Genomic DNA, 14,290 nt, shown 5'->3' with positions numbered 1-14,290 from the left:
CACTTTAGTTGTGTCCAGCGAGCCCTGAGGCCTCTGGTGTATCTTCCGGCGACGGCGTATAAGGATCACGTCGAACTCAATGGAAAAGCGGTGCGCGGGAGGCGGTAATGGCGCTGCGGTGGAAGCGGATCGGCATCTTGGCCGGTGTGCTCTTCGCGATCAACTTGGCGGGACGGCTCGTCTCGAAGTTCGTCCTGGACGAGAACTCCAGTAAGCAGGATCTCGTCCCCATCGTCGGACTGAGCGCGATCGCGCTGCTCTTCGCCGTCCTCGCCTTCGTCTGGGGTCGGCAGCGGCCGATGGGGCCGGTGGCGTTCGACCTCGCGATGGCGGCGGTCGTCTCGTGCGCCCTCATCGTGCTGGTCGGGCCGCTCGTGGTGGGCCAGGGCCCGTTCAAGATGGGCGCGGGCGACTTCTTCGAGCAGATCTGGCAGTACGCCGCGATCACCGTCGGAGCTTCCCTGCTCGGTGGGCTGGTCCTCATCGCCACTGGTCAGGACCTCCGGACCAAGCAGCTGCGCCAGTTCGCGCGTACGGCGAAGGCGAAGCCCAAGCGCGTCTAGTACAGGCGGTAGCGGACGTAGCTGTGCTGGGTCGTGAAGCCCAGCTTCGCGTACAACTCCAGCGCGGCTTCGTTCGTCGACTCCACCTGCAGGAACGCCTTGGTCGCCCCGTGCTCGCGGCCCCATCGGGCGAGCCGGCCGACGACACGTTGGGCCAGCCCCCGGCGCCGGGCCGCGGGCACGGTCTCGATCGCGAACAGCCCCAGCCAGCGGGCTCCCTCGCCGTCGATGTGACCGCCTGAGGTCACGCTGCCGCGGCCCATCGCGAGCAGACCGCTGCTGTCCGCGTACTCGCAGAAGGAGAGAGTGGGGACCGCGGTCAGGACGTGCCGCGCGGCCTCGGGTAACGGCCCACGCCTGCCTTCGATCAGGGCGTAGGCGGCTGGTGACGGTCGCGTGGCGAGCGAGCCGATCGCGTCGGTGGCGGCGATGAGCCGGTCGAGCTCGACGGTCTGGACCCGCACGGCGCACTCCTCGTGCCAGCCCGCCTTGATCAGCTCGCGCTGGACGGTGGTCGCGAGGGGCAGCGGCACGTCGATCTGCGGCGGTAGTTCGCGTTCGCGGTAGAAGGCGACGACCTGGTCGATCGCCTCGCTCAGCGGCACGCCGGGGTTACCGATCGGTAACGCGGAATTCGCCCGGCCGGTGTAGCCCTCCGCGGCCCGCAACCGCCAGTCGCCCAGCCACGCGAGCTCCGCGGGCGGCCAGGCTCGCGTGGCGGCTCGTTCCACCTCCGCGATCTCGCGGGCGGTCGGTCCACGGCGCGGCGGCACCGGCTTCGCACGATGGATCTCATCAACTGGTACGCGCACCGCACCGCGCGAGGTGAGAATCACGACTTCGGTGGGCGTGAGTTCGGTCAGCTCGCCCAGTAAATCGGTATAAAGCGGACGTTCCCCGGTCTGGACCCGCCGCCGGACGACCACCCGAGACCCGATGTCGTGCGCACTGAGGGCCAGCACCATCGACCACCTCCGGGGCGCGATACTAAGCTGTCGGTGGCTGCCCGCCATTGCCAGCTGGAAGGACAACCCGTGACTTACATCATCGCCGAGCCGTGCGTCGACCTCCTCGACAAGGCGTGCATCGAGGAGTGCCCGGTGGACTGCATCTACGAGGGCAACCGGATGCTTTACATCCACCCCGATGAGTGTGTCGACTGCGGTGCCTGCGAGCCGGTCTGCCCCGTCGAGGCCATCTTCTACGAGGACGACGTTCCCGAGCAGTGGCGCGACTACACCCCGGCGAACTACGAGTTCTTCAACGATCTCGGTTCGCCCGGCGGTGCCTCGAAGATCGGCAAGATCAACGCCGACGCCGCGTTCGTCGCCGGCCTGCCGCCGCGGGGCGAGGGACACTGACCGTGAGCCGGGCTGCCGGCCGCCGCTCCGTGGCCGCCGGACTCCCCGACGTGCCGTGGGACCGCCTGGAACCGCTCAAGGCGGTCGCCGCGGCGCACCCGGACGGACTCGTCGACCTGTCGATGGGCACCCCGGTGGACTCGGTGGATCCGCTGCTCCAGGCGGCACTCGGCGATGCGGCCGACTCGCCCGGCTATCCGCTCACGGCCGGCAGCCCCGCGCTGCGGGCCGCGATGCTCGCCTACGTCCGGCGCTACTGCCGGGCCGAGGGCGAGGTCGGCGTACTGCCGACGATCGGCTCCAAGGAGCTGGTCGCCTGGCTGCCGCGACTGTTGGGGCTGGGCCCGGGAGACAACGTCGTCATTCCCGAGGTCTGCTATCCCACGTACGAGGTCGGAGCCCTGCTCGCCGGGACCACGGTCGTCCGAGCGGACACGCCCCCGGCCGAACCGGCCGCCCTGGTCTGGCTGAACTCGCCGGGCAATCCGCACGGCCGGGTCGCTTCGGCCGCCGAGATGAGCGCCTGGGTCTCCTGGGCGCGCGACTGCGGTGCGGTCATCGCCTCCGACGAGTGCTACCTCAGCCTGCCGTGGGAGGAGTCGCCGGTCTCCGTCCTGGCTCCGGAGGTGTGCGGTGGGTCGGCGTCGGGCCTGCTCGCCATCCACTCGCTGTCGAAGCGCTCGAACCTGGCGGGGTACCGGGCCGGACTGGTCGCGGGCGATCCCGATCTGGTCGCCGAGCTGCTCCTCCTGCGTAAACACGCCGGGATGATCGTGCCGGCGCCGGTCCAGGCCGCCATGGTCGCGGCCTTGGGCGACGAGGCGCACGCCGACCGCCAGCGCGAGATCTACCGGTCCCGGCGAGTCGTGCTGCGGCAAGCGCTGGAGAAGGCCGGATTCCGCATCGAGCACTCCACCGCCGGGCTGTACCTGTGGGCCACTCGTGACGAGCCCGGACTGCGTACGGTGGAATGGCTCGCCGAGCGGGGCATCCTGGCTGTTCCCGGCGAGTTCTACGGCCCGGCCGGGGAACCTTTCGTACGGCTGGCGCTCACCGCTCCCGACTCGCTCATCTCGGCGGCTGCTGCGCGCGTGCTCGGCTTTCCGTCACCATGATCAGCGGAGTTTTTGCGGTGTCCTGACCCCACGAAACTTCCGCTGATCATGGGGTCGCCGGGCGGAGCACGCTGTAGGTGACGCGGTCGGCAGCGATGTCGCACGCGGTGATGCAGCCGCCGGAGGCGCCCAGCTCCAGCAAGTACGCCAGCTCGTCGTCGTCATCGCCGAAGGACACCGACGACGGCTCGGTATCCCGGGCCAGCAAATCCAGCCGGGCGCGCCGCCCTTCGCCGAGGTACGCACGCAGGCGCTCGGCGTCTCCGGACACCACCGCGTCCACGATCTCGTCGAAGGCCTCCCGGACCAGCTCGATCCGCCGGGAGATCGCCTCGCGATTGTTGAGCAGCATGTCGGCGGTACGCGCAGCGGGCGTACCGGCCACTCGGGTGCCGTCGGAGAAGCTGCCGGCGGCGAGACTCAACACCGCCGCCCGGACGTCGGCGCGCTCGGTGGCGGTGGCGAGCGTACCGGCCAGGATGTGCGGGATGTGTGAGGCGAGGGCGACGACGTCGTCGTGGACCGTCGCGTCCAGCGGAACCACCCGGGCGTCGAAGGACTCCAGCACCAACCGGGTGAGCAGGCGAAACGCCGGGAGGCCCGGTACGCCGAGCGGCGTCAGCACCCACGGCGCTCCGACATAGAGGTCGGGCGTGGCTGCGGTCAGGCCCGCACGCTCGGAACCGGCCATCGGATGGCCGCCGACGAATCGGTGAGCCAGCCCGGCGCGCTCGGCGTACGCCGCGACCGCGATCTTCGTGCTGCCCACGTCGGTGACGACACACTGGTCACCGGTCGCGGCCACCACCTCGGCCAATCCGGTGGGCAGCGACGACAACGGCCCACACAGGAAGACGACATCGCGATCGGCGAGGGCGGGAGCGAGCTGGTCCGCAAAGGGCAGCCCGAGCGCGGCCGCCGTCTCGCGGGACGCCGGATCGGGATCCCAGCCGACGACCTCGTGCCCGGTCTGTGCCAGCCGGCGCAGGATCGATCCGCCGATCAGGCCCGTCCCGACGACCGCTATCCGCAGCCCGTCACGTGCCATCGTGATTCCTCGCCCTCCTCCGGACTCTTGCCTCGTTCCGGGAGTATGCCAGTGCTCTCGCTCGCCCCTCTGCTGCCGCGCGTTATCCGGGATAACGTCCCCTTCCTCGCGAATTTAGCGACGTTATCCCGCATAACGCGCATGGATCAGGCGTGGGGATAGCGCGGGGTGAGGCGTCAGCGCCCCGGGAAGACTGCGCTGACCTCGTGCAGGTCGCGAAGCCCGAAGCTGCCGGTCGGCGCGGACAACGGCCGGTCCGGCCGCGACGGCCGCAGCAGATGATCGGAGAGGAAGCTGCCCAGGAACTTGACGCGTACGCCGGTGTAGAGCAGCCCGTTGACCGCCCGCGCCAACCCCGCCGAGGTACGCGAGTCCGCCACCGCCAGCACGAACACGTACGCACCGGTGAATCCGGGCAGCGGCCGGGACGTCATCGAGAGGATGTTCACGCCCTGGTCGGAGAACTGGTTGCAGACGTCGGCCAGGGTGCCGGGCCGGGTCGCCGGGGTGAGGGCGAGCAGCGTCTTCCAGCTGAGCTCGTCGGCTGACGCGGGCAGTTCGGCCTGACGGCGGCGGGAACCGAGACACCCGAACCGGTTGTACGCCCCGGCGTGGTCCTCGACCCCGCTGTCCACCAAGGTCACGGCGTACCGGCTGGCGAGGTCGGGAGCGGCGATCGCCAGCAGCCCGGGGTCGGCGGCAGTCGCCTCCACGGCGGCGGCAGTGGACGGGAAACTCCGCGTGGGCAGGCCGGAGGCGTTGACATACCGAGTGCACTGCGCGAGTCCGTGCGGATGGCTGGCGATGCCGGTGGGCGGACCCGACCCGCCGGCGGCGCGATAGACGTCGAAGCTGGTCCGAAGCGAGATCTCGCGAAGCACCACGACATCGCCCGTGCCGAAGACCAACTGATCGACGCTAGCGGTGACGACTCCCTCGACCGGATTCTCCATCGGGACGACGCCGAAGTCGCAGTCGCCCCAACGTACGCGGTCGACGACTTCCGGCACGGTGGCGCTCGGCAGCAGCTCGGCGGCCGACTCCCAGATCTGCTCCGCGGCGAGATGGGTGAACGTGCCCGACGGGCCGAGGTAAGCGATGCGCGAGGTCACTGGGACGGCCTCCCCGTTTTCCGGCCGATCTGGACGGTGAGCCGTACGCTATCGCAACGGTCTATATGCCGCCAGACCCCTATTTCGGCAGCCTGCGTCAGGGGCGGAACTTCTCCAGATGGTCCAGGAAGGAGAGGTTCGCCGCCCAGCCGTCGATCGGCGGCGGGTCGGACCCCAGCCAGACCGGTTCGTGGGCGGGGAATTCGTGCAGCTGGGCGGTGATCCCCGCGCGGGTGACGACGATGCAGGCCTGTCGATGCCGGGACGCGAGCACGCACAACCGCCCCGTCTCCAGATGGAACGCGGTCGCGTCCCGGCGTCCCGACAACGGGTGCCACACGAGCGTGATCTCGAACTGCCGCCCTTGCAGCCGATTCGCAGTGTCCACAGTCACCTGGGGCAGCGCGGCCCGGTCGAGCGCCGCGCGTACGTGGTCACGCTGGTCGGTGTGCGCCACGCCGATCGCGATGTCCCGCGACTTCAGGCCCCGGCTGCGCCGCTCGTCGGTGGTCACGGCCGCCCCGGCGCAGAGTCCGCGGGCCAGATCGACCAGGTGGGCCACCATCTCCGGATCAGTTCTCGGCTGGTACGCCGAAGGCAGTTCCACCAGTCCCCAGCCGTGTTCGGCAGCGCTCTTCACGGCGGGATGAGCCGAGGTCGGGACCTCCAGGCGGCGGACGCCGGGATCGACGCCTGCCCGGAAGGGCCGGACGTAGAAGGCGTCGGAGACCACCGGCGCGGTATGCGGAGCCAACCGCCAGCTCACCGGCAACGGGACGACCGGCGTACTCGGGTGATGGCGGAGGACGACCCCGGCCGCGGTGGACAGCGGCCAGGCCGACAGCGACCGGACGGTGTGCTCGTCGGCAACGGTGAACGGGGAGAGCTGACCGGGGTCGCCGACCAGCAGCAGCCGGTCGAACATGTCCCCGATCCGGACCAGCGACGCCGCCGACATCTGGTACGCCTCGTCGATGATCCCCAGCTCGAAGGTCTCACCGGGGCTGAACGCCCACTTCGCGGCGGTGGCGACCACGATCGGGCAGCCCGACAGCTCGGCGAGCTTGGCGCTGGTCCTGACTGCACTCCTGGCGGCTCGCCCGAGAGGCTCCCCGGCACCCCCTCGCCGCGGAAACCCGGCCGGCGGTTCCCAGCCGCTGGCGTGCAATCGGCCCACCTCGATGGACAGGCCGGCTTCGGTCAGCTCCCGAACCAGTCCGCCGACGAGATCGTCGGCCTGATCGTTGGTCTGCACCACCACCGGGACGCGTACGCCGTCCCCGACGAGCCGCCGGGTCAGCTCCCGGACCAGGGTGGACTTGCCCGCACCGGGCGGCGAGTCCACCACGATCGTGCGTTCGCCCGAGGTGAGCAGCCGCCAGATCCGCTCGACCGCCCCTTCGTGGGCCGCCCTCGCCTCACTCACCTGAGTCGCCGTCCGTTTGCAGGGAATCAGCATCGGCGGGGTCGGGGGAGGCGATGCCGAACTGCCATGGCAACTGCTCGGGCAGCCGACTCGGGAACACGTCCTCCCCGCCGAACGGCGCGAAGACGACTTCCTCACCGACCTGAGGCAGCCGCCCGAGGGCGTTGCGCTGGACCGCGCCCTTCTGGACGAGCAACTCGACGCCGCCCGGTTCGACGGCGGCGACGGTGACCATCACCCGCGGGTCGGCGGCGAGCCAGAGCTGCGTACCGATCGGGCGGCCGAACTCGGCGTCGCAGTGCAGCCAGATGCGCGGGCGGAGTAGTTCCCGGCCGGTCGGCGAGGCGAGGGTATGCTCACGGTCCACCTTGGACACCGTGCCGCTCAAGGCGTCCCCGCTGATCAGATAGCCCGTCATGACGAGCGGATCGTCGAGCGCCATCTGCCGTTCGAGGGCGACCGTGCGCGTCTCCAGTTCGTGCAGGAACCGGAAGGCGGGAACCCCCGACAAACGAGAAGCGATCGCAGCCGTGCCCTCGGCGATCCGTTCCCGATGCCGGGTGTACGACCAGCGATCCCGTTCCCAGCGGTCGGCGACGTGAGCACCGATCTCGGGCAGCTCGGCGCGGACGAAGTCCCACGCCCGCCAGGTGGCCGACCAGGCAGTCTCCAGCGGACCCGAGACAGCCGCCGTGACCAGACCCGGCGCGCCGAGCGCCGAGGCGAGTACGCCGGAGTCCCACCGCGGATCGGGGATCGGCCCCATCGGGACGTCAGCGACGTCGACCCCGAGCCAGGACAGCAGCGACGGCAGGTGGACGTCCTCGGCGGGCAGCTGACCGGTCGCCCAATGCGTCGTGAGCACATCGGTCATCGCCGTCGTCACCGACGAACCCGGCAGTACTCGGCGAGAACCGAACCAGCTCAAGTGCTGGGCGGCGAGATCTTCCGAGCCGCGCAGATAGCGCGCGAGCAGGTCGGTCAGCCACTGTGCGGTCGCCCCGTTGGGCGTGATCAGTTGCGGCGCGTCGACTGCGCACTCCACCACCGTCATGTCCCGCCTCACCACCGGCTCGACCGCCGCGAACTCCTCCACATAGGAGCAAAGGTCGGCGGCGAACTCCCGCAGCAACGCCATCCGCTGCTCGCGATCCCGGGGCTCGGCCGCCACCAGGAGCTTGCCGTCCTCCGGCGATGTTCCATAGTGGAGCGCCAGCACGGCGGCGGGTTCGCCGGCCAGGTGGTATCCGACGACGACCAGCGGGCGATCGGGCAGATGGACGTGCCGGCGGGTGGTACGGCGTACCGAGCGGCCGTCGCGCATCGCCTGCAACCGTTGCCGCACACCGAGATCCGGCGGCGGTTCGAGCAGCGCCTCGTCCAGCGTGCCGCCGACCACGTTCGCGACCGCGCTGCCCAGCCGCGCCACGCGCCGCTGCTCGACGAGCTCGCCCGCGCACGCGCCCATCAGTGGACACTGTGGACAGCCGTCGCCGAACTTCGGGGCCGGCTCGTTCCAGACGGGCTGCTCGCCGCCCCACTCCAGGCCCGCCGACAGCGCGTGCACCCGGGCCACCTGCGGCGCCACGTCGAGCACGGCGGCGGTCGGGCTCAGGCCGAAGTTCTTCGGCAGCACCAGGAGGGTACGCGTAGAGCAGCGCGCTGCGTCGCCAAGATGGGAGCGCAGCGCCACGATTTCGACGGCCAACTCTCGCGAGGTCGCGGCTACTTTGGCCGGGTCGGCGACCTCACCGACCATCGCATAGGTGCGTACGCCGATCAGATGCAGCGTCTCGCCGGAGACGATGAGCAGGTCGTCGGTCTCCATCTCCCCACCCGGCCACGCAAGTTTCTGCGGCCCCAGGATGTGCAACCTGGGTGTCCGGTCGGCGAGACAGGTCGCCAGATCCGAGGCCACTGCGTCGGCTGAGTCGTCTTGTCCTCGCCCTCGACCTCCCTGCCCGGTCGAGCGAGGGTCGGCCACCTCGATGCCGAGGTGTTTGGCGACTAGTTCGCGAAGTTCGGCGTACCCCTGGCTCTTGAGACGAGCCTGGAATTGCGCGGACCGCGCGAGGGCGAACGGTGACTGACCTGTCTCCTCGCCGCCGAGCGAGACGGCGAGTGAGTCGAGGTCGACGCCGGTGGCGACGAGCCGAGAGCGGCGCTCACACCCGGGGGTGGCCAGCAAGCCGGCCACCCTTCTAGGCGTGAGTGCGCTGTTCACCTAGTTGCTGTGCAGCGCCGAGTTGAGCGTGATGCCGTGGCCTTCGCGCGGCGTGGCTTCCAGCGCGCCGGTGACCGAATTGCGCCAGTAGCGGATGCCGCTCGCGCCGGACAGGTCGCGGGCCTTGACGACGCGGCCGTCGGGGAGGGTGACCTTCGATCCGGCGGTGATGTAGCAGCCGGCCTCGACCACGCAGTCGTCGCCGAGCGAGATGCCGATGCCGCCGTTCGCGCCGAGCAGGCAGCGCTTGCCGATCGAGATGATCTCTTTGCCGCCGCCAGACAGGGTGCCCATGATCGACGAGCCCGCGCCGATGTCGGAGCCGTCGCCGACGACCACTCCGGCCACGATGCGACCCTCGACCATGCTGGTCCCGAGCGTTCCGGCGTTGAAGTTCACGAATCCCTCGTGCATCACCGTGGTGCCCTCGGCCAGGTGAGCGCCGAGGCGTACGCGGTCGGCGTCGGCGATGCGCACGCCGCTCGGCACGACGTAGTCGGTCATCCGGGGGAACTTGTCGACCCCGTAGACGGCCAGGTGACCGCCGTTGGCGCGAACCTCGAAGCGCAGTTCGTCCACCCGATCGGCCGGGCACGGGCCGAGGCTGGTCCAGGCGACGTTGGGCAGCGCGCCGAAGATGCCGTCGAGGTTGGCCTGATGCGGCTTGACGATCCGATGCGAGAGCAGGTGCAGCCGCAGGTACGCGTCGGCGGTGTCGGCCGGCGGTTCGGCCAGGCTCCCGATGACGGTCGTGACCTGCTCGACCTTCAAGTCCAGCGGCTTGGCGGCAGCCGTGGCGTACGCCGGCTTCGGGCCGGGTTCGCCCAGCCCCAACTGCCCCGCGGGGTACCAGACGTCGAGGACCTGCCCGTCGGCGGTGACGGTGGCCAGGCCGTGGCCCCAAGCTGCGTCATTGAGTCTGCTCACGGTCACTTAGGCTACCGGTCATGGCTGACGTTCTTGCTCCAGAGGTGCTCGCCGACCCGGTCGCGTTGACTCGTGCGCTCGTCGACATCGAGTCCGTCTCGGGGAACGAGCAGGAGATCGCCGATGCCGTCGAGGCGGCTCTGCGTACCTGCGATCACCTGACCGTGGAGCGGATCGGGCACACCGTCGTCGCGCGTACGCACCTGGGCCGGCCGTCGCGTGTGGTGCTGGCCGGGCACCTCGACACCGTGCCGATCGCGGGCAACTTCCCGTCCCACGGTTCGGTCACCGCCGACGGCGTGGAACTGATGTGGGGCTGCGGCACCTCGGACATGAAGAGCGGCACCGCGATCGCCCTGCACCTGGCAACGACCGTCGCCGAGCCGAAGTTCGACGTCACCTACTTCTTCTACGAGGCCGAAGAGGTGGAAGCCGCCCGGAACGGCCTGTTCATCGTCTCCCAGCTACGCCCGGAGCTGCTCGCCGCCGACTTCGCCATCCTCCTCGAACCGACGTACGGCGTCGTCGAGGCGGGCTGCCAGGGCACGATGCGGGCGATCGTTACCGCCCGGGGCAAGCGCGCCCACTCGGCCCGCTCCTGGCTCGGCGTCAACGCCATCCACGCCGCCGGCGAGATTCTCTCCCGGCTGGCGAGCTACCGCGCGCGGGAAGTCGAGATCGACGGCTGCCTCTACCGGGAGGGCCTCAACGCCGTCTCCGTCACCGGCGGCGTCGCCGGAAACGTGATCCCCGACCTCTGCGAAGTAGAGGTCAACTACCGGTTCGCCCCGTCGCGGTCGGTCGCCGAAGCCCTCGACCACCTGGTCGAACTCTTCCAGGGCTTCGACGTGAAACTCACCGACTCCGCCCCCGGCGCATTGCCCGGCCTCACCCTGCCGCCCGCGGCCGAGTTCATCGCCGCGACCGGCACGACACCGGCGGCCAAACTCGGCTGGACCGACGTGTCGCGGTTCTCTACCTTGGGCATACCGGCGCTGAACTTCGGGCCCGGCGATCCGAACCTGGCCCACAAGGTGGACGAACACGTCGAGGTGGCGAAGATCGTCGACGGCGCCGACACCCTACGCCGCTGGCTCACCACCTAGCCCCCGCCCTTTCCGCGCGATCATGAACTATCGGGCGTGATCGCGCGGCGTGTCGTGTCCCGATGGGCCTGATCGTTCCCTCGCGACCATGATCACCGACGGGTGCCGTCAAGCCGGTCAGCTGCCGCAGCCAGCCGGTCGCCGAGAACCGCCTTGTGCTCCAGCACTTCCAGGTCGATCTCGGCTCGGCGTTTGCGCAGTACGGCGGCGCGCTCATCCATCTCGTGGGCGAGGTCGTGCTCCAACGTCGCTTCGGCGTACCGGAGTCGCTGGTCGACGAGCCGGTCGTAGGTGGTGGTGCCACCGACGTACTTCACGAGGATCGGCATGCAGTCGACCAGGATGAAGAAGAGGCGTACCGCCCAGATGCCCAGCGCAAGGGTGATGTTCAGGCCGGCGAGGGCGTGCAGCGCGCCCAGCCGTTCCAGCAGGCCGATCGGGCCCTGGTGGCTCCGTGCCTGCTCGACTCGGGCGGCGATCTGACGATCCCGTTCCTGCTCGTACGCAGCCTGATTCTGCTGCGCCGCTCCCTCCAGTGTGGAGATCTGCTGTCGGAGGGTGCCGAGACGAGCGGTGTTCGCCGCGATCCGGTGCGTACGCGCGTACTCGTCCGCCTCGCCGCGCAGCCGATGACAGTTCGGCCCCTCGCCGACCCGGCCGGTCAGTCCGGCACCCCGCGTCCCGTTGCATTCACGCCGGGCCAATTCGTTGAGCTCGGCGTACTTCTTGGCGTCGGCGGTCACCTGATCCTGAAGTGCGGTGGCGTCAGCGCGTACGGCAGCGAGCTGCTGGCTCGTCGCCGCCGGGGTCTGCCCGAAGGACAGGACGTCCGTCGCCGCACACCCGGCGGGTGGCGGGGCGTCCGGTGCGGTCGGGGCGGGATTGCATTTCTTCAGGCGTCCGGCCAGCTCGGCGAGCTGCGCCGCTCGCTCGTCCCGGATGTGCTGCTCAACCGCAGTCTGGAAGACTCGCAACACCAGCGGCTCGGCGATGATGATCCCGAAGAGCACCGCCATCCCCACCCGCATAAGCAGGACGGGCAGGCGTTTGCGGCCTTCCCCGCCGATCCGGCTGGAGACGAGCCATCGGTCGACGCTGAGGATGAAGAAGAACCAGACCAGTACCGGGATGATCGCCCAGCCGCTGGTGACCCCCACGGCCTGGGTGATCGCGAACCACATCGAGAACGCGGCGATCGTCGCCGTCCCCAGCACGACCCCGCCGAGCGAGGTGTACCAGGCTCGCTCCTGCGGTGCGTACGCGAGGAGCTTCTCGTCCACACCGGCCAGTGCACGCAGCCGGCGGCCGAGATTGAGCGGCGGAGGCACCGGTACGCGACGCCTCGGAGCCGGACTCACCGGCTTTTCCGCAGGCTCCTCGTTCGCCGCCTGTCTCGTGTGCGAAGGGTTTTCCGCGCTCTCCGCCATGACTCCCCCTGTCCGGCAGCCCGCAGCGGGCCGCGAAGAGGAAGACGCTCAACGGTGGTCGATTGGTTGGCGGGGTGGGTCAGGCGGCGGATTCGCTGGTGTTCACGATGTGGTTGACCGCCTCGTCGACGTCATCGGTCAGCATCAGCAGGTCGAGGTCCTCCTTGCTGATCTTCCCCTCGCCGAGCATCGTGGTACGCATCCAGTCGACCAGGCCGCCCCAGTACGCAGTGCCCATGAGCACCACCGGGAACTGAGTCACCTTCCGGGTCTGCACCAGGGTCAGCGCCTCGAACAGTTCGTCCATGGTGCCGAAGCCCCCGGGGAGGACGACGAAGCCTTGGGCGTACTTGACGAACATCGTCTTGCGTACGAAGAAGTAGCGGAAGTCGATGCCGAGCTCGACCCATTCGTTGAGGCCTTGCTCGAAGGGCAGTTCGATGCCGAGCCCGACGGACAGCCCGCCGGCTTCGGTGACGCCTTTGTTGGCCGCTTCCATGACACCGGGGCCGCCGCCGGTGATGACGGCGAATCCGGCGCGCGCCAACGCACCGCCCAGTTCGTAACCCAGGCGGCATTCCGGGCTGTCGTCGACGCTGCGCGCGGAACCGAAGACGCTGACGGCCGGGGGCAGGTCGGCCAGGGATTCGAAGCCTTCGACGAACTCGCTGAGGATTCGCAGCGTCCGCCACGCGTCCTTGGTCTTCCAGTCCGGGCGGCCCCGCGAGTCCAGCAGCGCCTGGTCGGCAGTGCCCGACCGGGCCACCGAGCCGCGCAGGGTCACCGCTCCGGAGTGGCGCTCTCGGTTGTCCATCCCAAGAACTTTATCCCAGCGCGGTGCCACCTAAGCGTGTCCGGCGCGTCGGGCAACCAAAACCGGTTGCCGACCGCTTTAAATGGGTAGCGGTCGGGCGCCGATCGAGCCGAGAGTGAGGACGGCTTGACCGACGCAAGTGGGCACAGCCTGGCGGAGGAGGGGACGAAGGTGCTGAGCCGGATCGAGATGCTGAAGCGGCGTGCTGCCATGCGGCAGCGTATTCGCGTCGTGGTCGCGCAGCGTCGTCTCCAGCCGGCTCCGGTGGAGACCCCCGCCGAGCCCGAACCGCGTGACTGACAAGGTCCGCGTCTTCGGCCTCGCACTGTCCGCGCTGGTCCTGCTTGCTTTCCTCGGGTACGCCTTAGGCAGCGCGCGGAATCCGGAAAGTGCGTCCGGCGTACCCGTGATGGAAACCACCTCGTCACCGACGGCGCCGGTGGTGACCGCGGCCGCCCGCAAAACCTCGGCCGTGCCCAAGGGCGGACGGGGCGCGTTCGTGATCGCACCCGGCGACGGACCGCTCGTGGGCCGCGGACTGGTGCATCCGTACCAGGTCGCGGTCGAGGTGAACACGGGGCTGGACGCGGCCGATTTCGCAGCTGCGGTCGAGGCGACGTTGGCCGATCCGCGTAGCTGGACCGCCCACGGACGCTGGGGTTTCCGCCGCGTCGGCCCGGGCGAGCCGCACGATTTCGTGGTACGCCTCGCGACCCCCGCCACAGTCGACAAGATCTGTGGCGCAGCGGGCATCCAGACGAGCGGCGAGGTCTCGTGCCGCGCGGGCGGCAACGTGGTCATCAACCTGCGCCGCTGGCAGCTGGCGATCCCACCGTACGCCGACCACCTGCGCGACTACCAGCATCTAGTCGTCAATCACGAGGTCGGCCACTTCCTCGGATTCGGCCATGCGGGCTGCCCGGGTCGCGGTCGGCCCGCCCCGGCGATGATGCCGCAGTACTTCGGCCTCGACGGGTGCGTCCCGAACGCCTGGCCCTACCCGCAGGCTTCCTGAGCGTCTTTTGGCTGCGACGACGGAAACAGTTGTCCCGAAGGTCTTGTAACCGATTCCGTAGTGCTATTGGATGTCATAGGTCCGATCGGCCCGGTCTCCGCCATGCCTGGGCCGATCGGCCTTTTGCGCGATTCCTCCTTTGCCCCTTTCGC

Annotated in this window: 14 protein-coding genes; 6 read left to right on the top strand and 8 right to left on the bottom strand. The window is 69.7% G+C overall.

The genetic code is table 11. The annotated features are described in order from the left end of the window. The first annotated feature begins 107 nt into the window (after positions 1-107). Positions 108-563, top strand: coding sequence for a hypothetical protein (locus HOV77_RS23530; protein ID WP_290865104.1), 456 nt, complete (start codon positions 108-110; stop codon positions 561-563). Here HOV77_RS23530 and HOV77_RS23525 read toward each other — a convergent pair. After that, positions 560-1,528, bottom strand: coding sequence for a GNAT family N-acetyltransferase (locus HOV77_RS23525; RefSeq protein WP_290865102.1), 969 nt, complete (start codon positions 1,526-1,528; stop codon positions 560-562). The two genes, HOV77_RS23530 and HOV77_RS23525, sit on opposite strands and share 4 nt — an antisense overlap. Positions 1,529-1,597: 69 nt before the next feature. Here HOV77_RS23525 and fdxA point away from each other — a divergent pair, with 69 nt between their 5' ends. After that, positions 1,598-1,924 carry a ferredoxin gene (gene fdxA, locus HOV77_RS23520; protein ID WP_290865100.1) on the top strand — a complete coding sequence of 109 codons (327 nt, stop codon included), beginning with the start codon at positions 1,598-1,600 and terminating at the stop codon, positions 1,922-1,924. 2 nt (positions 1,925-1,926) lie between these two features. After that, positions 1,927-3,039, top strand: a complete 1,113-nt coding sequence (gene dapC, locus HOV77_RS23515; protein ID WP_290865098.1) for a succinyldiaminopimelate transaminase — start codon at positions 1,927-1,929, stop codon at positions 3,037-3,039. A gap of 46 nt (positions 3,040-3,085) precedes the next feature. Here dapC and HOV77_RS23510 read toward each other — a convergent pair whose 3' ends face one another. From HOV77_RS23510 to dapD, 5 genes are all read right to left on the bottom strand, one after another. Continuing rightward, positions 3,086-4,087: a prephenate dehydrogenase/arogenate dehydrogenase family protein gene (locus HOV77_RS23510; RefSeq protein ID WP_290865096.1), complete on the bottom strand. Its 1,002-nt coding sequence runs from the start codon at positions 4,085-4,087 to the stop codon at positions 3,086-3,088. A gap of 176 nt (positions 4,088-4,263) precedes the next feature. Next, entirely contained in the window at positions 4,264-5,199 is a 936-nt protein-coding gene (locus HOV77_RS23505) for a prephenate dehydratase domain-containing protein (RefSeq protein ID WP_290865094.1), read from the bottom strand. A 97-nt stretch (positions 5,200-5,296) separates the two neighbouring features. Then, positions 5,297-6,625: an AAA family ATPase gene (locus HOV77_RS23500; RefSeq protein ID WP_290865092.1), complete on the bottom strand. Its 1,329-nt coding sequence runs from the start codon at positions 6,623-6,625 to the stop codon at positions 5,297-5,299. Then, positions 6,618-8,813 (bottom strand): hypothetical protein, encoded by a 2,196-nt coding sequence (locus HOV77_RS23495; RefSeq protein WP_290865090.1) that lies wholly within the window; start codon positions 8,811-8,813, stop codon positions 6,618-6,620. The genes HOV77_RS23500 and HOV77_RS23495 overlap by 8 nt, the downstream gene beginning before the upstream one ends. A gap of 36 nt (positions 8,814-8,849) precedes the next feature. Beyond that, a complete protein-coding gene (dapD, locus tag HOV77_RS23490; RefSeq protein WP_290865088.1) occupies positions 8,850-9,782 on the bottom strand; it encodes a 2,3,4,5-tetrahydropyridine-2,6-dicarboxylate N-succinyltransferase in 933 nt (310 codons plus the stop codon). A 14-nt stretch (positions 9,783-9,796) separates the two neighbouring features. Between dapD and dapE the strand changes: the two genes are divergently transcribed. Continuing rightward, positions 9,797-10,882 carry a succinyl-diaminopimelate desuccinylase gene (dapE, locus tag HOV77_RS23485; RefSeq protein WP_290865086.1) on the top strand — a complete coding sequence of 362 codons (1,086 nt, stop codon included), beginning with the start codon at positions 9,797-9,799 and terminating at the stop codon, positions 10,880-10,882. 92 nt (positions 10,883-10,974) lie between these two features. Here dapE and HOV77_RS23480 read toward each other — a convergent pair whose 3' ends face one another. Continuing rightward, a complete protein-coding gene (locus HOV77_RS23480) occupies positions 10,975-12,162 on the bottom strand; it encodes a DUF4407 domain-containing protein (RefSeq protein WP_290865085.1) in 1,188 nt (395 codons plus the stop codon). Between the two features lie 226 nt (positions 12,163-12,388). Beyond that, entirely contained in the window at positions 12,389-13,123 is a 735-nt protein-coding gene (locus tag HOV77_RS23475) for a TIGR00730 family Rossman fold protein (protein WP_290865084.1), read from the bottom strand. Positions 13,124-13,249: 126 nt separating this feature from the next. On the opposite strand from HOV77_RS23475, the gene HOV77_RS23470 reads away from it, so the two are divergent. Both HOV77_RS23470 and HOV77_RS23465 read left to right on the top strand, forming a co-directional pair. After that, positions 13,250-13,423, top strand: a complete 174-nt coding sequence (locus HOV77_RS23470; RefSeq protein ID WP_290865083.1) for a hypothetical protein — start codon at positions 13,250-13,252, stop codon at positions 13,421-13,423. Beyond that, a complete protein-coding gene (locus tag HOV77_RS23465; RefSeq protein ID WP_290865081.1) occupies positions 13,416-14,138 on the top strand; it encodes a DUF3152 domain-containing protein in 723 nt (240 codons plus the stop codon). Before HOV77_RS23470 ends, HOV77_RS23465 begins: the two co-directional genes overlap by 8 nt. Positions 14,139-14,290 lie beyond the last annotated feature (152 nt).

Source organism: Hamadaea sp. (genome assembly GCF_013362815.1).
Lineage (GTDB): Bacteria > Actinomycetota > Actinomycetes > Mycobacteriales > Micromonosporaceae > Hamadaea.
This window is presented reverse-complemented; position numbering and strand designations above follow the sequence as displayed.

Bases quoted from the DNA above. Each gene is read 5' to 3' on its own strand.
- HOV77_RS23510 (WP_290865096.1), bottom strand. From the start codon at position 4,087: ATGGCACGTGACGGGCTGCGGATAGCGGTCGTCGGGACGGGCCTGATC.
- dapE (WP_290865086.1), top strand. From the start codon at position 9,797: ATGGCTGACGTTCTTGCTCCAGAGGTGCTCGCCGACCCGGTCGCGTTG.
- HOV77_RS23475 (WP_290865084.1), bottom strand. From the start codon at position 13,123: ATGGACAACCGAGAGCGCCACTCCGGAGCGGTGACCCTGCGCGGCTCG.
- HOV77_RS23525 (WP_290865102.1), bottom strand. From the start codon at position 1,528: ATGGTGCTGGCCCTCAGTGCGCACGACATCGGGTCTCGGGTGGTCGTC.
- HOV77_RS23530 (WP_290865104.1), top strand. From the start codon at position 108: ATGGCGCTGCGGTGGAAGCGGATCGGCATCTTGGCCGGTGTGCTCTTC.